Origin of the sequence: Ralstonia mojiangensis, assembly GCF_023955645.1 — a bacterium.
Classification (GTDB): domain Bacteria; phylum Pseudomonadota; class Gammaproteobacteria; order Burkholderiales; family Burkholderiaceae; genus Ralstonia; species Ralstonia mojiangensis.
Window position 1 is genome coordinate 849675 of sequence record NZ_JAMXHU010000002.1, and the last position, 17038, is coordinate 866712.

The window sequence follows — 17038 nt, forward strand, 5'->3', positions numbered from 1 at the left end:
ATGTCGAATATTTTCGTGATCGCCAACCAGAAGGGTGGGGTCGGCAAGACCACCACCACGGTGAATCTCGCGGCCGGGCTGGCCGCGCAAGGGCAGCGCGTGCTGCTGGTCGATCTCGACCCGCAGGGCAATGCATCGATGGGCTCGGGCATTGACAAGCACACGCTCGAATTCAGCGTCTACCAGGTTCTTGTCGGGCTGGCGACGATTCCGCAGGCGCGCAAGCGCTCCGAGGCCGGGCGCTATGACGTGTTGCCAGCAAACCGCGACCTGGCCGGCGCCGAAGTCGAACTGGTCGATCTGGAGCATCGCGAAAATCGCCTCAAGCTTGCGCTCGCCGAGGTGGAAGCCGACTACGACTTTGTCCTCATCGACTGCCCGCCGTCGCTCTCGCTGCTGACGCTCAACGGCCTGTGCGCCGCGCATGGCGTGGTTGTGCCGATGCAATGTGAGTACTTCGCGCTCGAAGGCCTGTCGGATCTGGTGAACACCATCAAGCAGGTGCACGCCAACCTGAACCGCGACCTCAAGGTGATCGGCCTGCTGCGCGTGATGTTCGACCCGCGCGTGACGCTGCAGCAGCAGGTCTCGGCACAGCTCGAATCGCACTTCGGCGACAAGGTGTTCAAGACGGTCATCCCGCGCAACGTGCGTCTGGCCGAAGCGCCGTCGTACGGCATGCCGGGCGTAGCGTTTGACGTGGCATCGAAAGGCGCCAAGGCCTATCTGGATTTCGGCGCCGAGATGATCGCGCGCGTGCGGCAGATGGCCGACATGCCGGCCTGAGCAGCAAGAGGAACAACATGAGCACGATGAAGAAAAAGGGACTGGGCCGCGGCCTCGAAGCGCTGCTCGGCAGTCCGGCCGAGATTGTCGAAGCCGCCAAGCAGGAGGGCGCGCCGACGGTCCTGAAGCTGGAACAGATGCAGCCCGGCAAATATCAGCCGCGCACGCGCATGGACGAAGGCGCGCTGCAGGAGCTTGCCGCGAGCATCCGCGCCCAAGGCTTGATGCAGCCGATTCTGGTGCGCAAGGTCGAGTCCGACGGCACAAAGCCGAAGTACGAAATCATCGCAGGTGAACGCCGCTTCCGCGCATCGCGCCTCGCCGGCCTGACCGAAGTGCCCGTCCTCGTGAAGGACGTGCCGGATGAATCGGCCGCCGCCATGGCGCTGATCGAAAACATCCAGCGCGAAGACCTCAACCCGCTGGAAGAAGCGCAGGGCATCGCGCGCTTGGTGCGGGAATTCCAGTTCACGCACGAGCAGGCAGCGGAATCGGTCGGGCGTTCGCGCAGCGCGGTCTCGAACCTGCTGCGCCTGTTGAATCTCGCCCAGCCTGTGCAGACGATGCTGATGGCCGGCGACCTCGACATGGGCCACGCCCGTGCGCTGCTCGCCGTCGATGGTGCAACACAAATCACATTGGCCAATCAGATCGTCAATAAGCGCCTGTCGGTCCGCGAGACGGAAAAACTGGTGGCGTTGACGCTCAAGCCGTTCGAGCTGAAGTCACTGAAGCAGAAGGGCGGCCACCAGGGCGGTCGCGACGTTGCGCGCCTGGAAGAGGAACTGGCTGATCAACTGGGCTTGGGCGTGCAGATCAAGCTGGCAGCAAAGGGCCGTGGTCAGTTGACTGTGCAGTTCAGCAGTCTCGACGAATTCGACGGGTTGTTGGCGCGCCTGCGTCCTGATGGCGGCGAAGAAGCTGCCTGAATTTTACCTGCGACAGTTTGACGCACCTGCCGTAGCCGGCGTGGTTGCGCCATTTGCGGGCAGCCGCTTGGCACGGAATTGGTGCGATTACCTCGCGCGTCATCGACGCTGCGTATCGCCCACACCATCATGGAATCAACGGGGTGCCGCTCCATCCGGCGGATTCGGTGCCTCGGCAGCAGCGCTGCATTGTGCATGCCATATGGAACGCGGCCGCGCTGAGTGCTGTCGAAGGCGCCCGCACGAGCGTTCGCTTGCGCGTTGACTGGCGAACGCCATGTCCCGTAAAATCGTGCGGTTTTAAATCCGCCTGACCCAAAGCGGTGCGGCATGATGAAAGCACATTCTTCCATGCAGCCAGCCGACCGGCAACGGCCCGATTCTTACGCTTCGTTGAACGCCGCCCGACCTCAGTCGGTGCAGGATCCGAAGCACGATAGTTGGGACGATGAGGAGAAGGCGGAACCGCCGGTGCATGTGCTCTCACATGACGAGGCGGTCGCTCTGTTCGGCGAGCAGGCTCTGCAGGCCTCGCGTATCACGCCCTTTTCCATCGTGCTCGGCCAAGTGGCCATCACACTGTTGTGTGCGCTCGGTTGGTATGTCGGCAGTTGGTTCGCGGGCACGAGCGCTGCGTCAGCGGGCGAGGCTGCGCTGTCTGCTCTGCTGGGTGGCGGCGTGTGCGTGGTGCCCTCGGCATGGTTCGCGATGCGGCTGTCGGCGGCCAAGGGGTTCGAATCCATCGCCCGTCTGGTGGTGGGCGAAGCGATCAAGGTGCTCGGCACGGTCGCGCTGCTGGTGATCGTGGTGGTTGTCTTCAAGGGCCTGCATTGGCCGCCCTTGCTGATCACCCTGATCCTGGCACTCAAGATGTATTGGGTCGGTCTCGCGCTGCGATAGCGCGTTGAGTCGGCTCCAGCCCACCACGACACGGCGGGCACACTGGACGTGTTGGCATGTGGCAGTAGCCTGAGGCAGGAGAAGCCCCGGTTCATTGCGCTGACACTCCACAAGAATAAGGTGGCGCGTTTCGGCCGCGTGCAGTCCGCGATCTCCAGGAGGAACCTGGTTGAATCGGGCGCGAGTCGGAACGGGTCACGAAGAATGTTTCGCAATATTGGACTGAATCATCATGGCAACTGAAGTCGCAGAAGCCGCCGGCCACGCCGCCGAGCACGCTCTTACGCCTTCCGCGTATATCGCGGAGCATTTGCAGAATTTCAATAGCATCGGCGGCAAGCAGGCCTCCGTTGTCGACTTCTCCGTCATCAACTGGGACACGATGTTCTGGTCCGTGTTGATGGGCCTGATCGGCATCATCTTCCTGGGCATCGCCGCACGTCGCGTTACCGCCGGCGTTCCGGGCCGCTTCCAGGCTTTCGTTGAACTCGTCGTCGAGATGGTCGATGACCAAGCCAAGGGCATCATCCACGGCGATCGTTCCTGGATTGCTCCGCTGGCGCTGATGGTCTTCGTGTGGGTCACGCTGATGAACGCGGTCGACTTGATCCCGGTGGACTGGGTCACGGGCGTCAACCACCTCCTCGGTACCTTTGGTGTGCACGTGCCGCACCATCGCGCGGTGGCTACGGCTGACCTGAACGGCACGTTTGGCATGTCGTTCGCCGTGCTGATCCTGATGATTTACTACAGCTTCAAGATCAAGGGCGCTGGCGGCTTTGCGCACGAGCTGCTGTCGGCACCCTTCGGCGCCAAGTGGTATCTCGCGCCGTTCAACCTGATCCTCAACATCATTGAATTCCTCGCCAAGGCTGTGTCGCTGGGCATGCGGTTGTTCGGCAACATGTACGCGGGCGAACTGGTGTTCCTGCTGATCGCGCTGCTCGGCTCGGTCTGGACGTTTGGTGCTGACACGTCGGCGCTGGGTTTCGTGGGTCACGTGGTGGCTGGCGCAGTGTGGGCGATCTTCCACATCCTGATCGTGCTGCTGCAAGCCTTCATCTTCATGATGCTGACGCTGGTGTATATCGGCCAGGCACATGAACACCACTAAGTAGTTGCGGTTCAGGTTCTCCGGTTCCGTTTGATTTTTCCAAGTTCTCAAGTTCTTAGTCTTTCACGTAAAAGGGAGTCATCATGCAAGCATTTCTCGCCAACATCCAAGGTCTGACCGCCATCGGTATCGGCATCATCATTGGCCTGGGTGCTATCGGCGCCTGCCTCGGCATCGCACTGATGGGCGGCAAGTACATCGAAGCCTGCGCACGTCAGCCTGAACTGATGAACCCGCTGCAAACCAAGATGTTCCTGCTGGCTGGCCTGATCGACGCGGCATTCCTGATCGGTGTTGGTGTGGCCATGCTGTTCGCGTTCGCCAACCCGCTGCTGTCGGTCATCAAGTAATTCTTTTCGGTCTGCATGATGCCGGAGGCGGCCTGGGTGAACGCTGCGCGTGACCCTCGCCGCTTCGTGCATTGATCCGTAGTCTCAATACCGAAAGGAACACACCATGAACCTGAACGCCACACTCGTCGCGCAGATGGTCGTGTTCTTCATCCTGTGGTGGGTTGTTGCCAAATTCATTTGGCCGCCCCTGGTGAAGGCGCTCGACGAACGCGCGAAGAAAATCGCCGATGGCCTGGCCGCTGCCGACAAGGGCAAGGCTGAGCTGGAGCTGGCCAACAAGCGGGTCGACCAGGCACTGACCGAAGCGCGCAATGAAGGCGCGCAACGCATCGCGGACGCTGAAAAGCGCGCCCAGATGAGCGCCGACGAGATCAAGCAAAACGCCCAGGCCGAAGCCGCGCGCATCATTGCGCAAGCCAAGGCAGAAGCCGAGCAGCAAACCGTGCGCGCGCGTGAATCGCTGCGTGACCAGGTTGCTGTGCTGGCCGTCAAGGGTGCCGAGCAGATCCTCAAGCGTGAAGTCAATGCGCAGGTCCACGCCGATCTGCTCAATCAACTCAAGGCTGAGCTGTAATCATGGCAGAACTCGCAACCGTTGCCCGTCCGTACGCAGAGGCGCTGTTCCGCGTGGCGAAGGCCGGCAATCTGGGTGCATGGTCTGAGCTCGTGTCGGAAATGGGGCAAATTGCCGCCGTGCCCGACATGAAGGCAGTCGCCGATGATCCGAAGCTCTCCAAAGCCGATGTGGCGGGGATCTTCCTGTCGGCGCTGAAATCTCCGGTTTCGCATGAGGCGAAGGAACTGGTTGGCCTGCTGGTGGCCAACAAGCGCCTGTCGCTGCTGCCGGAAATTGCCGCGCAATTCCATGTGCTGCGGAATGCCAGCGAAGGCGCCGCCGACGTCGAGATCACCAGTGCGTTCCCGCTTGAGGGCGCGCCCCTGACCGAACTGGTCGCCACGCTCGAACGCAAGTTCGGCAAGAAGCTGCAGGCTCACGTGAACGTCGATCCTTCGTTGATCGGCGGCGTGCGTGTGCAGATTGGCGACGAAGTGCTCGACACCTCGGTGCGCGCGCGCCTGACGCAGATGCAGTCTGCGCTGACCGCCGCGTAATGCTGTTTCGCGAGGCGACGATGCAATCGACGATATCGCGCCCGCAGACAGATTGAAGAATTAGGAGCATTCGATGCAACTGAACCCCTCCGAGATCAGCGACCTGATCAAGACCCGTATCGAGGGCTTGAAGGCTGGCGCTGACGCAAAGAACACCGGCACGGTCATTTCCGTGACGGACGGTATCTGCCGCATTCATGGCCTGTCGGGCGTGATGCAAGGCGAAATGCTGGAATTCCCGGGCAACACGTTCGGCCTCGCGCTGAACCTCGAGCGCGACTCTGTCGGCGCTGTGGTGCTGGGTGAGTACGAGCACATTTCCGAAGGCGACGAAGTCAAGTGCACGGGCCGCATTCTGGAAGTGCCGGTTGGTCCGGAACTGCTGGGCCGCGTGGTCAACGCACTGGGCCAGCCGATCGACGGCAAGGGCCCGATCAACGCCAAGAAGACGGACGTGATCGAAAAGGTCGCTCCGGGCGTGATCGCACGTCAATCGGTGAGCCAGCCGGTGCAGACCGGTCTGAAGTCGATCGACGCAATGGTGCCGATCGGCCGTGGCCAGCGTGAGCTGATCATTGGCGACCGTCAGACCGGCAAGACCGCTGTGGCCGTCGACGCCATCATCAACCAGAAGGGCAAGGGCATCTTCTGCGTGTACGTGGCAATCGGCCAGAAGGCTTCGACGATCGCCAACGTGGTGCGCAAGCTCGAAGAGCACGGCGCGCTGGACTACACGATCGTGGTGGCGGCTGCCGCTTCCGACTCGGCTGCCATGCAGTACCTGTCGGCCTACGCCGGCTGCACGATGGGCGAATACTTCCGCGACCGTGGCGAAGACGCCCTCATCGTGTATGACGATCTGACCAAGCAAGCTTGGGCGTACCGTCAGGTTTCGCTGCTGCTGCGCCGTCCGCCTGGCCGTGAAGCGTACCCCGGCGACGTGTTCTATCTGCACTCGCGTCTGCTGGAGCGTGCTGCACGTGTGAACGCCGAGCACATCGAGAAGATCACCAACGGTGAAGTCAAGGGCAAGACCGGTTCGCTGACCGCACTGCCCGTGATCGAAACGCAGGCCGGCGACGTGTCCGCGTTCGTTCCGACCAACGTGATCTCGATTACCGACGGCCAGATCTTCCTGGAAACCGACCTGTTCAACGCAGGTGTGCGCCCCGCAATCAACGCCGGTATTTCGGTGTCGCGTGTGGGTGGTGCTGCTCAGACCAAGGTCATCAAGAAGCTGTCCGGCGGTATCCGTACCGACTTGGCTCAGTATCGTGAACTGGCTGCGTTCGCGCAGTTTGCTTCCGACCTGGACGAAGCGACCCGCAAGCAGCTCGAGCGCGGCCGCCGCGTGACCGAACTGCTCAAGCAGCCGCAATACCAGCCGCTGCAAGTGTGGCAGTTGGCCGCGTCGCTGTACGCAGCCAACAACGGCTTCCTCGACAACGTGGACGTGAAGGACATCCTGGCTTTTGAAAAGGGCCTGCACGACACGCTGAAGACGAAGTACGCCGATCTCATCAACCGCATCGAAGATACGAAGGATCTTTCGAAGGACGATGAGGCCGCCCTGCGTGCCGCGATCGAGGATTTCAAGAAGTCCGCCGCGTTCTAACCGCGTCATTCCCGAAACTGGTCGCGCGTAGCCAGCATGACCAGGTTTGAACGGAGAGGAAGAAATGGCCGGAACAAAAGAAATCCGCACCAAGATCAAGAGCGTGCAAAACACGCGCAAGATCACCAAGGCGATGGAAATGGTCGCCGCATCCAAGATGCGCAAGGCGCAGGAACGGATGCGTGCTGCCCGCCCGTATGCCGAGAAGATCCGCAACGTGGCTGCGCACATGGCACTGGCCAATCCGGAGTACAAGCACCCGTTCATGGTTGCGCGCGACATCAAGCGTGCCGGCCTGATCGTGGTGACGACGGACAAGGGCCTGTGCGGTGGCTTGAACACCAACGTGCTGCGTGCCGTCACCACCCAACTGCGCGATCTGCAGAACAAGGGCGTTGAGACGCAAACCACTGCCATCGGTACCAAGGGCATGCAGTTCCTGGGCCGCGTCGGTGCGAAGGTGGTCTCGAACGTCGTGCATCTGGGCGACACGCCGCATCTGGAAAAGCTGATCGGCGCGATCAAGGTGCAACTGGACGCGTTCAACGCTGGCCAGATCGATGCCGTGTACCTCGCGTACACCCGCTTCATCAACACGATGAAGCAGGAGCCGGTGGTCGAGCAACTGCTGCCGCTGACCGCCGACAAGCTCGCGCAGAGCGACGCCGAGAAGCAGGCCTACTCGTGGGATTACATCTACGAGCCGGACGCACAGACGGTGGTCGACGAGCTGCTGATCCGCTACGTCGAGGCGCTGGTGTACCAGGCGGTGGCCGAGAACATGGCGTCCGAGCAATCGGCCCGGATGGTGGCGATGAAGGCGGCTTCGGACAATGCGAAGAACGTGATCGGCGAACTGCAACTGGTCTACAACAAGACCCGTCAGGCAGCGATCACGAAGGAACTGTCCGAGATCGTCAGCGGCGCAGCGGCAGTCTGATAGCCACGGCAAAGAATCAAGTTATTGGAGATACAAATGAGTATCGCAAACGGAAATATCGTGCAGTGCATCGGCGCCGTGGTGGACATTCAGTTCCCGCGCGACGCGATGCCGAAGGTCTACGACGCGCTGGTGCTGGATGACAGCAACGACGCTTCGTTCGCCGAGAAGGGCCTGACCTTCGAAGTGCAACAACAACTGGGCGACGGCGTGGTGCGTACCATTGCGCTGGGTTCGTCCGACGGTCTGCGTCGTGGCATGCGCGTGGCGACCACCGGCGCGCCGATCTCGGTGCCGGTCGGTCACGGCACGCTGGGTCGCATCATGGACGTGCTGGGTCGCCCGATTGACGAAGCCGGCCCGATCGCCTGCGACGAAAAGCGCGCGATTCACCAGAAGGCTCCGAAGTTCGACGAACTGTCGCCGTCGGTGGACCTGCTGGAAACCGGCATCAAGGTGATCGACCTGGTCTGCCCGTTCGCCAAGGGCGGTAAGGTGGGTCTGTTCGGTGGCGCCGGCGTCGGCAAGACCGTGAACATGATGGAGCTGATCAACAACATCGCCAAGCAGCACTCGGGCTTGTCGGTGTTTGCTGGCGTGGGCGAGCGTACCCGTGAGGGCAACGACTTCTACCACGAAATGAAGGACTCCAACGTGCTCGACAAGGTGGCCATGGTGTTCGGCCAGATGAACGAGCCGCCGGGCAACCGTCTGCGCGTGGCGCTGACCGGCCTGACGATGGCCGAGCGCTTCCGTGATGAAGGCCGTGACATCCTGTTCTTCGTCGACAACATCTACCGCTACACGCTGGCCGGTACCGAAGTGTCGGCACTGCTGGGCCGTATGCCTTCCGCCGTGGGCTATCAGCCGACGCTGGCTGAAGAAATGGGCAAGCTGCAGGAACGTATTACGTCGACCAAGACTGGCTCGATCACGTCGATCCAGGCCGTGTACGTGCCTGCCGATGACTTGACCGACCCGTCGCCGGCAACGACCTTCCTGCACCTGGACTCGACCGTCGTGCTGTCGCGTGACATCGCTGCACTGGGTATCTACCCCGCAGTGGATCCGCTCGACTCGACTTCGCGCCAGCTCGACCCGCAAGTGGTCGGCCAGGAACACTACGAAGTCGCCGACCGCGTGAAGAAGACGCTGCAGCGCTACAAGGAACTGCGCGACATCATCGCGATTCTGGGCATGGACGAACTGTCGCCGGAAGACAAGCTGGCCGTGGGCCGTGCTCGTAAGATCCAGCGTTTCCTGTCGCAGCCGTTCCACGTGGCAGAAGTGTTCACGGGCTCGCCGGGCAAGTACGTGCCGCTGAAGGAAACCATCCGCGGCTTCAAGATGCTGGTGGACGGCGAGTGCGATCACCTGCCGGAACAGGCGTTCTACATGGTCGGTTCGATCGACGAAGCCTTCGAGAAGGCCAAGAAGCTCCAGTAAGAGCAACGGTCTGGCGCCGTGCGTAAGCCGGGGCCAGTACTGGCTTCCTGAAGTCCATTCAGGAAGCCGCTTTTCTGAGCAAAGGAATCGAGATGGCAACCATTCATGTAGACGTCGTCAGCGCTGAGCACGAGATCTTCTCCGGCAATGCCAAGTTTGTGGCACTGCCCGGCGAAGCCGGCGAGCTGGGCATTCTGCCTGGTCACACGCCGCTGATCACGCGCATCAAGCCGGGCGCCGTGCGCATCGAGAAGGAAGATGGCGGCGAAGAGTTCGTGTTCGTTGCCGGTGGCATTCTCGAAGTGCAGCCGAAGAAGGTAACCGTGCTGGCCGATACCGCAATCCGCGGTCACGACCTGGACGAAGCCAAGGCGAACGAAGCCAAGCGTGCGGCCGAAGAGGCGCTGCAGAATCAAAGCAGCGACTTGGATCTGGCCCGTGCGCAAGGTGAACTGGCCGTGGCCGCTGCGCAGCTTGCAGCGATCGCACGCCTGCGTCGCAAGCGCTAAGGCAAAAGTGTGTGCTGGCCGGTGTCATCGGCCAGCGCAGACAAAAAAGCAGCCCCGAAGGGCTGCTTTTTTTTTCGCCTGCGAACTGGTGCAACACCCGCTCAGCGGTGCTCACCTTCGTGCTTTTCTTCACCGCGATTGCCTTGCGGATGCGGTTGGGCTTCATGGTGTTCCTGCCGAGGCGGTTGGGCCTGCGGTTGAGGTTGCGGCGGGCGAGCCTCAGGCGGACGTGGCAGGGCCTGCGGTTGCGGCGGGCGCATCTCAACGTGCGGTTGCGGTTGCGGTGCCGGCCGCGGGGCCTCCGTGTGCGGCTCCGGCCGGCGCTGTTCAGGCTCCGGGCGGGCGCGCATCTGCGGCGGCTCGTTGTGCGGACGCTCCTGCATGGCCGGTGCCGTGTTGCCGTTGAAGCGATTCGGCTCCTGGCCACCGCGCTGCGGTTGAGGTTGCTGTTGCGGATGAGGCGCTTGCGGGCCGGGCTGCGGCAGTTGCGGACGCGGCTCGAAGGCGCGGCGCTCGTCACGCGGTGTACCGGGCGCGTCTTCGCGCTGCGGCGGCCGTGTTGTCATGCCGGCCGGGCCTTGTGGCGCCTGCCCAATCTGCGGTTGTCCGGGGCGCTCCTGCGGTGCGGCGGCACCCGGCAACGGGCGTGGACGGTTGATCGAGTCCGGGGCCATGAGGGCCCGCGGTGCCGGCCCAGGCTGGGCGCCGTGCGGCGCTTGCGCACCCTGCGGGTTCGGCGAACCCATCAATCCTTGCGGCCCATTCGGACCGTGCTGTTCCTGCGGTCGGGCCGCCTCGTTACCGGCGTGCGCAGGCCCATTCTGCCCACTCGGTGCGGCGCGAGTCAGACGTAGCCCTGCTGCCTGCGCAGCCGCGGGTGGGGTCGGCACTCCCATATTGGCGTGACCCCGCACCGGCGCAACGCGGGCGCCCACGTTGCCGCCCGTCCACGCCGGGCCAGCGCCCGGGAGCGCACCGCCTTGTGATCGGAACCGTTCCGCCAATGCATCGTGCCCGCCTGCCGGCAGGGCGGGTGCGCGCACCGCAATCGCCTGACGTGCAAATGCCTGTGCCGGCGGCAATTGATGCGGCCCGCCGTTGGCTGCTGCGCCCACCAGGCTGGCACGCACCGGTGCCAGCGCCGGCGTCGACACAAACTGCGCGTGCGCCATCTGCGCGCGCAGTTGTTCCGGCCGCAGATGCGTCATGGCGGGGCCGACGGGCTGGCCGTTGACGAACGTCTTGGCGGGCACCGCCGTCAGCGCGGCCGGGTTGTTGGCGTTGACATAGGTGACCCGGTTCACGTTGCGAACGTTGGTCACGTTGGTGTTGTTGTTGATGATGGTCTTGTTGACCGTGACGTTGTTCACCACCACCGTGCGGTTGATGTTCGTCACATACGTCGGGCTGGCTGCATACACGGGGCGGTATGCCTCGCCTGGCGCCAGCGGGAACCACGCCACACCCGGCGAGCCGATCGAGATGTTGATCCCCCAGCTCACGCCGCCGCCGCCTCCGCCGCCCACGAAACCAACGAGTGCGGGCGCATAGACCGGACGCGGCACCGCCGGCCCGGGCACCCAGCACCAGGTGGATCCAACATACGCCCAGCGGCCATAGTGGAAAGGCGCGAAACCCCAAGGCGCGTCGTCGACCCACGTCCAGCCCCACGGTGCCACCCAGGCCCAATGGCCTGTGCGATACGGTGCCCAGCCGGCGGGCACGGCACGCGGCACCCACACGGCGCCGTAGCCGTCTTCTTCACGCCATGTGCCGTTGTCGTCGAGGGCTTCGTAGCCGGTCATTTCACGGCCGACGTAGCGGGCAGAGACAGATGCGTCTTCGCGGGCATCGCGAGATTCCGCCCAGCGGTCGAAGGCGTCGCGGCCGGGGTTGTCGGTGCCGCCGGCCTCGGCGAGATCGGTGCCGCCAAAGCGGATTTGCTGACCGGTACCCAGCGGGGTGGAGCGGTCATCGCCGTAGGCCGTGCCCTGACCGTGCCACACGGTGACGGTCGTGCTGGAGCCATCAGGTGCAACGTCGAGACGGTATTCGCCCGGGGCCTGCGGCGTGAACGCCAGGTTGGGCGTATCGATTTCGATGGTCTGGTCGGCGGGCAGGGAACGCACGCGAACCGACAGGGCGCCTTGCGTGAGCTTCACTTGCGTGTTGCGATCGTCCAGGTCGACGAGGGTGGCGCCGCTGTTCTGGCCCAGGCGCAGTGCCGTAGAACCGACGTGCAGCTCGCTGTGGCTGCCCTGGTCCGACCACAAGCGGTCGCCCGTGGTGAGTGGGCGGTTGAGCGAGGCCCCGGCCCAATCATCGGATCCGGCGGGCGCGAAGCTAACCGTGCCGGAAAAGTCCGACAGCCGCGCCACCCGTGAGGCCGGATCGGCGGCCATCGCGGCCTGCGCACCGCAAACTAGCAATACGGCGGCAACGCCCACCGCGCGCAGCACATGCGGCAGCCGTACACCGGAGAGAGGAGAACGACGGGAAACATTGGACATGGTGAGCCCTCGTTTTTATGGCGGCCTGTGCCGCGTGGATGTCTCCATTTAACGCGGCAGGCGCCGAGGGGTCGACTTGCCTTTGTAAGAGCGTGTTTCGTCGCGCAGGAAGCCGATAGACGGATCGGTCGCATCCAGGGCGTTGGGGAAGGTGGGAAGCACGCGGGCAGGCGCGCGAATTGCGCACACAAAAAAAAGCGCGCGGGCCGGGGAGCACCGCGCGGACGGGAAATCCCTTCGAGGGGTCAATTCGAAAGGAGGGGGTAACCTTGCACCGGACGCCGTGTCGCCGCCACCGCTGGGCCAGATATGGCGCACAACAATTGGACACAAACGCCGGGGTGCGAAGGCATTGTGGGTGACGGGGTGGCCCTGAGGCGTAACAAAGTGTGTCGGATTGCAATCGAATGCAAGCGTGGTAAAAGCCGCTTGGTGTGAGCCCAAAACCGCTTCGAAGGCACGTTCGGGGAACGCCTGCTGCACCCGCACAGTCCCATCGGTTTGCCGCTTAGGCAGACGGGGCTTGGAAAAAGACGAACCAGCCGGGTGTGTCCTAGTCTGGGGTGTCGGGTTCATAGGAGGGAGGCATGCACAGGCATGCGATGCACCATGTGTTGCACAAGTCGGTGAGGGCGGGCGTTTTTGTTACCTTGATGGGGGCACTTGGCGGGGCCGGTGGCGCACAGGCGGGCACCGATGCCGCCCCTGCTCCACCTGCAACGCCTGCGAGTGCGCCGCCCGCCTCCGCACCTGTTGCTTCTGCGCCAACTGTCCCACTTGAAAAAAAGAAAGAGCAGTCCGAGCGTCTGGCCGGCAACTTCTGGCAGGGCGCGGTCGGAAAAGGCGCCGACAGCCCCGGCTGGAACGTCTGGTTGAACGTGTACGACCCGGCACCCAAAGAGGAGGGCAAAGACAAGGATCCGGTGGCCGACACGCTGACCGGCGAAGCCTACGATGACCGCCCGCAGGGCCGCGCCTTCTGGAGCATCGAAGGCCGCAACGCGCCCGAGCGCCGCTTCGTGTGGCGCGAACGTGCAGAAGCGCTCGATGCGGCCGGCCAGTCTGTCGTGCGCGAGGGCGGCACGCTCTCCGGCGCGCTCTCGGCCGATGGTGCCGCTGCTACCGGAACCTGGAGCGACGGCGGCCGCAGCCAACCCTTCACGCTCAAGCGCATGGCGCGCTATCAGGAGGCCACGGCCGCCTCCGGCCAGGCCAAGCTGACTGAGCGCTATCCGGTGACGGGCGATGCCGCCATCGACGCGCTGATCCAGTCGCTGCGTGTGCGCAAGTGCGACCAGTACGACACCGAGTGCGTCATCCGCATCAGCGCAGTCGGCCTGGGCGACACCGTGAGCCTCTTGCGCATGGTGTGGGCGTACAGCGGCGGCGCGCACGGCAACTACAGCTTTACCGCCGGCAACTGGCGACGCGGCGCGCAGGGTTTTCAGCCGATTGCCCTGGCTGATGTGCTGAACCCCACATCCGCCTGCCTGCAGAGCTTCAATACGCAGATTGTCGATGCGCTCAAGCGCGAAGGCGCACCGGATGCGCCGCGCGGCGCGCTCAAGGAGCGTGATCTGCGTAACGCCGCGTTTCCGTTTACGCTGCAAGGTGACCGCATCGTCGTGCACTACGGGCCGTACGAGGTCGGCCCGTATTCGTCGGGGGCGTTCCGTGCCGCCGTGCGCTTCGATGACCTGGGCTCCGCCTGCAAGCGGCCCGCAACCTGATTGCCTCTGCATCGCCAACCATGTCTGCCAATCCTTCCTACGTCGACGAGCAAGCCACCATGCGCCGGCTGCTGTCCGGCAAGACCATCGCCGTGGTCGGGCTGTCGCCGCGGCCGACGCGGCCCAGCTATGACGTGGCGCGCTATCTGCAACAGGCCGGCTATCGCATCGTGCCCGTCAACCCGCAGCACGCGGGCGAAGACGTGCTCGGCGAACCTTGCTACGCCACGCTCACCGAAGCGGCGACGACGCTTGCCGCCGCCGGCCAGCGCATCGATCTGGTCGATATCTTCCGTCGCTCAGAACAGGTCTTGCCCGTCGTGCAGGAAGCCGTGACGCTCGGCGTGGGAGGCATCTGGGTGCAGCTCGGCATCGTGAATGACGAGGCGATGGCCGTGGCGCGCAACGCCGGCATTCCGGCCGTGCAAGACCGCTGCACGAAGATCGAACACTGGCGACTCGGTATCGGCGAGCAAAAATGAACGCCGGCCCCACGGCCTTGTGACAAACACGATGGCGCAAGGGGCAGAGGTTTCGTCAACGACCGCGCCGATCGCTTCCTGACGGATCAAGGGAGTTCAGCCAACCTGGCGCGCTACACTCTGGCGGTCATCGCATCCTGCTTACATCATGGCCGTCGATCCGCAAATCCTGCAGTTCTACCAACGCCTTGCCGAACAGTTCGGCGCCTTGCCCCCGCCTGAAGACGCACCCGCGCAGCGCGCGCGCTTTGAGGCGATTGCTGCGATATCCGACCGGCCCGATCCCGAAAGCGTTGACGTTTCAGACCTCAGCCTGCTGCTTGCGGGGCGCACGCTCGACGCCATCGTCTTTCGTCCAAAAGGCGTGACCACGCCGCGCTTGCTGGTGTGGTTCCACGGTGGCGGCTGGGTGGTTGGCGCGCCGCGCACAACGCATCGCATGCTCGCCGCATTGGTGGCGCAAGACACGGGCTGTGCCGTTGTGAGTGTCGATTACCGCCTTGCGCCCGAGCATGCATTTCCCACGCCGGCGGACGATGCACGCGACGCGCTCGCGTACTTGGCCGAGCAGCGCGCGGACCTCGACTTCGATCCGGACTTCCTGGCGGTGGGCGGCGACAGCGCGGGCGGCCACCTTGCGGTGCAGGCCGCGCAGGGCATGCGCCCCGGCCTCGTGAATGCGCAGTTGTTGCTGTACCCCGTTACCACGCCCGCCTTTGGTAGCGAAAGCTACAACGCGTTTGCACAAGGCCCCGGCCTCACGCGTGACGAAATGCGCTGGTACTGGGAGAAATACATCGGTGCAGACGCCCTCGCCAAGCCGCTCGCCGAGCACGACCCACGCATCTTCCTGATGGCGCGTGCGCCGGCCTATACGCCGCCGGACACCGTTGTCATCGTGGCCGCGCACGACGTGTTGCGCGACGATGGCCTGCAATACGCCGACTACCTCGTGCAGCACGGCGCGCAGGTCATCACCATCGAAGCCTCCGGCATGACGCACGCCTTTGCGCGCATCCAGTTCGAGGCCGAGCGCGCACGCGAATGGATGCGCCGCGCAGCGCATGCATTCGTCGGGATGATCAGCGAGGAATAAGCAGGGCGGGACTAACGCGTGGGCGTGCGGCGCGGGCGGAACGCGGCGAGCACCCGGCGTGTGACAAACAGCGAGAGATAGTCGTGCACGCTGGCATCTGCGGCCAATGTGCGCATTGTCTGCATGTACTGCTCGCGGACGAGATCAGCTGGTGCGCCGGTGTCCTGTGCGATCTGGTGGATCTGCTCGTCCTGGTCTGCGATGGCGGTACCCATGTTTGCTTTCCGGTCGTTGCTTTGGCGGTGACGCGCGGGCTGACTTGCGCGGCGAGTGACCACTATAGGAAACGCGTCGGAACAATCCAGCCTTGTTGCAAAGCTTTCAACGGGTCACTTGCGCGGCATCAGAACTGTGCTGTTGCCAGTGCAGACACTGCACCGGCAATGATCATTTGCCCCAGTTCGCGGGCATGCTCTGCAGGCCGATGGCGGCGCCCGACGTATCGGTCACGCGTGCCAGTTCGCGATACGCAATCGCCTGCACGCGCTCGGGCAGCGGCACGAATTTCGCACGCGCGGCCAGCTCGTCGCCGTGGAAGTAACCCCAAGTCAGGAACTTCAGCGCGGCCAGCGTGCGCGGCCCCGATACGCTGACTGCCGGCACGACGATGAAGGTGCCCATGGTGATCGGCCACGTCTCGGCGCCCGGCAGGTTGACCAGCGGCGCGGTGAAATCGCCCTTACGGTTCCAAGCGCTCTGCATCACCGCTTCGCGAAAGCCGCTCACCTGCGCGCTGACAAAGCGGCCGGCCACGTTGCGTAGCTGCACGCCGCTCAGGTCGTTGTCGAGGATGTAGTTGTAGTCGACATAACCAATGGCGCCGGATGTAGCCTGCACCGCTTTGACCACATCGCCGCTGCCCTTTGCGGCCGTGAAGCCCGCCGGCCAGTTGATGGTCGATTTGGTGCCGTAAGCGCTTTTCCAATCGGCGCTGACGGCGCTCAGATAATCGGTGAAGTGGTACGTCGTGCCTGAGCCATCGGAGCGCACGACGGGATGGATCTTCAGCTTGGGTAGCGTCACGCCCGGGTTCAGCGCACGCAGCTCAGGCGCATCCCAGCTCTCGATCTTGCCGAGGAAGATCTGCGCCAGCACTTCGCCCGTCAGCTTGAGCTGACCGCGCGGCACACCCGGCACGTTCACAAACGGCACCGCACCTGTCACCACGGATGGCACGCAGACGAGGCCTGCCTTGGCAGCCTCCGCGCTGGAGAGCGGCACGTCAGACGCACCAAAATCCACCGCGCCCGCGCGAATGCGCTTCAGGCCTTCTCCTGAACCTACCGCGTCATAGCTGAGCGCAACGCCCGACGATGCGGCATACCCTGCCGACCAGACGCGATAGACCGGCGCAGCGGCGGTCGAACCTGCGCCGCGCACATCGGCGCGCGCGAGGAGCGGCAAGCCCGCAGCCGCAATGGCGAGGGCGAGAACAGCGTGCTTGAACATGGGCGGAGCTGCGGGACTGCAGAAGACGCGAAGCGTGCGATTGTAGCGACGCGCCTGTGACAGCAC

Annotated in this window: 17 protein-coding genes; 14 read left to right on the forward strand and 3 right to left on the reverse strand. The window is 63.9% G+C overall.

Features of this window, described 5'->3' with window-relative positions; all coding sequences use genetic code 11:
- The 11 genes from NG898_RS10765 (at window position 1) to NG898_RS10815 (ending at window position 9705) form a co-directional block, all read left to right on the forward strand.
- Window positions 1-786: a ParA family protein gene (locus NG898_RS10765; protein ID WP_092976251.1), complete on the forward strand. Its 786-nt coding sequence runs from the start codon at window positions 1-3 to the stop codon at window positions 784-786.
- A 17-nt stretch (window positions 787-803) separates the two neighbouring features.
- A complete protein-coding gene (locus NG898_RS10770; protein ID WP_092976255.1) occupies window positions 804-1715 on the forward strand; it encodes a ParB/RepB/Spo0J family partition protein in 912 nt (303 codons plus the stop codon).
- A gap of 351 nt (window positions 1716-2066) precedes the next feature.
- Window positions 2067-2615: an ATP synthase subunit I gene (locus tag NG898_RS10775; RefSeq protein ID WP_092976338.1), complete on the forward strand. Its 549-nt coding sequence runs from the start codon at window positions 2067-2069 to the stop codon at window positions 2613-2615.
- Window positions 2616-2847: 232 nt separating this feature from the next.
- Window positions 2848-3729: a F0F1 ATP synthase subunit A gene (gene atpB / locus NG898_RS10780; RefSeq protein ID WP_092976258.1), complete on the forward strand. Its 882-nt coding sequence runs from the start codon at window positions 2848-2850 to the stop codon at window positions 3727-3729.
- 83 nt (window positions 3730-3812) lie between these two features.
- Window positions 3813-4079, forward strand: a complete 267-nt coding sequence (atpE, locus tag NG898_RS10785) for a F0F1 ATP synthase subunit C (protein WP_003262709.1) — start codon at window positions 3813-3815, stop codon at window positions 4077-4079.
- A gap of 106 nt (window positions 4080-4185) precedes the next feature.
- Entirely contained in the window at window positions 4186-4656 is a 471-nt protein-coding gene (locus NG898_RS10790; protein WP_045205302.1) for a F0F1 ATP synthase subunit B, read from the forward strand.
- Between the two features lie 2 nt (window positions 4657-4658).
- Window positions 4659-5195 (forward strand): F0F1 ATP synthase subunit delta, encoded by a 537-nt coding sequence (locus NG898_RS10795; protein WP_232041392.1) that lies wholly within the window; start codon window positions 4659-4661, stop codon window positions 5193-5195.
- 73 nt (window positions 5196-5268) lie between these two features.
- Window positions 5269-6810, forward strand: coding sequence for a F0F1 ATP synthase subunit alpha (gene atpA, locus NG898_RS10800; protein ID WP_252692291.1), 1542 nt, complete (start codon window positions 5269-5271; stop codon window positions 6808-6810).
- 64 nt (window positions 6811-6874) lie between these two features.
- Window positions 6875-7750 (forward strand): F0F1 ATP synthase subunit gamma, encoded by an 876-nt coding sequence (atpG, locus tag NG898_RS10805; RefSeq protein WP_004628636.1) that lies wholly within the window; start codon window positions 6875-6877, stop codon window positions 7748-7750.
- A gap of 42 nt (window positions 7751-7792) precedes the next feature.
- The gene (gene atpD / locus NG898_RS10810) at window positions 7793-9196 is read left to right on the forward strand and encodes a F0F1 ATP synthase subunit beta (protein ID WP_024542535.1); all 1404 of its coding nucleotides are present in this window, start codon (window positions 7793-7795) and stop codon (window positions 9194-9196) included.
- A gap of 92 nt (window positions 9197-9288) precedes the next feature.
- The gene (locus NG898_RS10815; RefSeq protein WP_009239559.1) at window positions 9289-9705 is read left to right on the forward strand and encodes a F0F1 ATP synthase subunit epsilon; all 417 of its coding nucleotides are present in this window, start codon (window positions 9289-9291) and stop codon (window positions 9703-9705) included.
- A 101-nt stretch (window positions 9706-9806) separates the two neighbouring features.
- On the opposite strand, the gene NG898_RS10820 is transcribed toward NG898_RS10815, so the two are convergent.
- Window positions 9807-12215, reverse strand: a complete 2409-nt coding sequence (locus NG898_RS10820) for a DUF6600 domain-containing protein (protein WP_252692292.1) — start codon at window positions 12213-12215, stop codon at window positions 9807-9809.
- Window positions 12216-12802: 587 nt separating this feature from the next.
- On the opposite strand from NG898_RS10820, the gene NG898_RS10825 reads away from it, so the two are divergent.
- From NG898_RS10825 to NG898_RS10835, 3 genes are all read left to right on the forward strand, one after another.
- Window positions 12803-13945 carry an RsiV family protein gene (locus NG898_RS10825; RefSeq protein ID WP_252692293.1) on the forward strand — a complete coding sequence of 381 codons (1143 nt, stop codon included), beginning with the start codon at window positions 12803-12805 and terminating at the stop codon, window positions 13943-13945.
- A gap of 20 nt (window positions 13946-13965) precedes the next feature.
- Window positions 13966-14427: a CoA-binding protein gene (locus tag NG898_RS10830; protein ID WP_092976273.1), complete on the forward strand. Its 462-nt coding sequence runs from the start codon at window positions 13966-13968 to the stop codon at window positions 14425-14427.
- Between the two features lie 148 nt (window positions 14428-14575).
- A complete protein-coding gene (locus tag NG898_RS10835; protein WP_252692294.1) occupies window positions 14576-15523 on the forward strand; it encodes an alpha/beta hydrolase in 948 nt (315 codons plus the stop codon).
- An 11-nt stretch (window positions 15524-15534) separates the two neighbouring features.
- Here the strand turns inward: NG898_RS10835 and NG898_RS10840 are convergent, their stop codons facing one another.
- Together NG898_RS10840 and pstS are read right to left on the reverse strand one after the other, a co-directional pair.
- The gene (locus NG898_RS10840; RefSeq protein WP_024977239.1) at window positions 15535-15738 is read right to left on the reverse strand and encodes a DUF3562 domain-containing protein; all 204 of its coding nucleotides are present in this window, start codon (window positions 15736-15738) and stop codon (window positions 15535-15537) included.
- Between the two features lie 172 nt (window positions 15739-15910).
- Window positions 15911-16972, reverse strand: coding sequence for a phosphate ABC transporter substrate-binding protein PstS (pstS, locus tag NG898_RS10845; RefSeq protein WP_252692295.1), 1062 nt, complete (start codon window positions 16970-16972; stop codon window positions 15911-15913).
- Window positions 16973-17038: the final 66 nt, after the last annotated feature.

Excerpts from the sequence above, each read along its gene's own strand:
- NG898_RS10815 (WP_009239559.1), top strand. The coding sequence starts at position 9,289 with ATGGCAACCATTCATGTAGACGTCGTCAGCGCTGAGCACGAGATCTTC.
- NG898_RS10830 (WP_092976273.1), top strand. The coding sequence starts at position 13,966 with ATGTCTGCCAATCCTTCCTACGTCGACGAGCAAGCCACCATGCGCCGG.
- pstS (WP_252692295.1), bottom strand. The coding sequence starts at position 16,972 with ATGTTCAAGCACGCTGTTCTCGCCCTCGCCATTGCGGCTGCGGGCTTG.
- atpE (WP_003262709.1), top strand. The coding sequence starts at position 3,813 with ATGCAAGCATTTCTCGCCAACATCCAAGGTCTGACCGCCATCGGTATC.
- NG898_RS10790 (WP_045205302.1), top strand. The coding sequence starts at position 4,186 with ATGAACCTGAACGCCACACTCGTCGCGCAGATGGTCGTGTTCTTCATC.
- NG898_RS10775 (WP_092976338.1), top strand. The coding sequence starts at position 2,067 with ATGCAGCCAGCCGACCGGCAACGGCCCGATTCTTACGCTTCGTTGAAC.
- NG898_RS10840 (WP_024977239.1), bottom strand. The coding sequence starts at position 15,738 with ATGGGTACCGCCATCGCAGACCAGGACGAGCAGATCCACCAGATCGCA.
- NG898_RS10825 (WP_252692293.1), top strand. The coding sequence starts at position 12,803 with ATGCACAGGCATGCGATGCACCATGTGTTGCACAAGTCGGTGAGGGCG.
- NG898_RS10765 (WP_092976251.1), top strand. The coding sequence starts at position 1 with ATGTCGAATATTTTCGTGATCGCCAACCAGAAGGGTGGGGTCGGCAAG.
- atpA (WP_252692291.1), top strand. The coding sequence starts at position 5,269 with ATGCAACTGAACCCCTCCGAGATCAGCGACCTGATCAAGACCCGTATC.
- atpB (WP_092976258.1), top strand. The coding sequence starts at position 2,848 with ATGGCAACTGAAGTCGCAGAAGCCGCCGGCCACGCCGCCGAGCACGCT.
- atpG (WP_004628636.1), top strand. The coding sequence starts at position 6,875 with ATGGCCGGAACAAAAGAAATCCGCACCAAGATCAAGAGCGTGCAAAAC.
- NG898_RS10835 (WP_252692294.1), top strand. The coding sequence starts at position 14,576 with ATGGCCGTCGATCCGCAAATCCTGCAGTTCTACCAACGCCTTGCCGAA.
- NG898_RS10795 (WP_232041392.1), top strand. The coding sequence starts at position 4,659 with ATGGCAGAACTCGCAACCGTTGCCCGTCCGTACGCAGAGGCGCTGTTC.
- NG898_RS10770 (WP_092976255.1), top strand. The coding sequence starts at position 804 with ATGAGCACGATGAAGAAAAAGGGACTGGGCCGCGGCCTCGAAGCGCTG.
- NG898_RS10820 (WP_252692292.1), bottom strand. The coding sequence starts at position 12,215 with ATGTCCAATGTTTCCCGTCGTTCTCCTCTCTCCGGTGTACGGCTGCCG.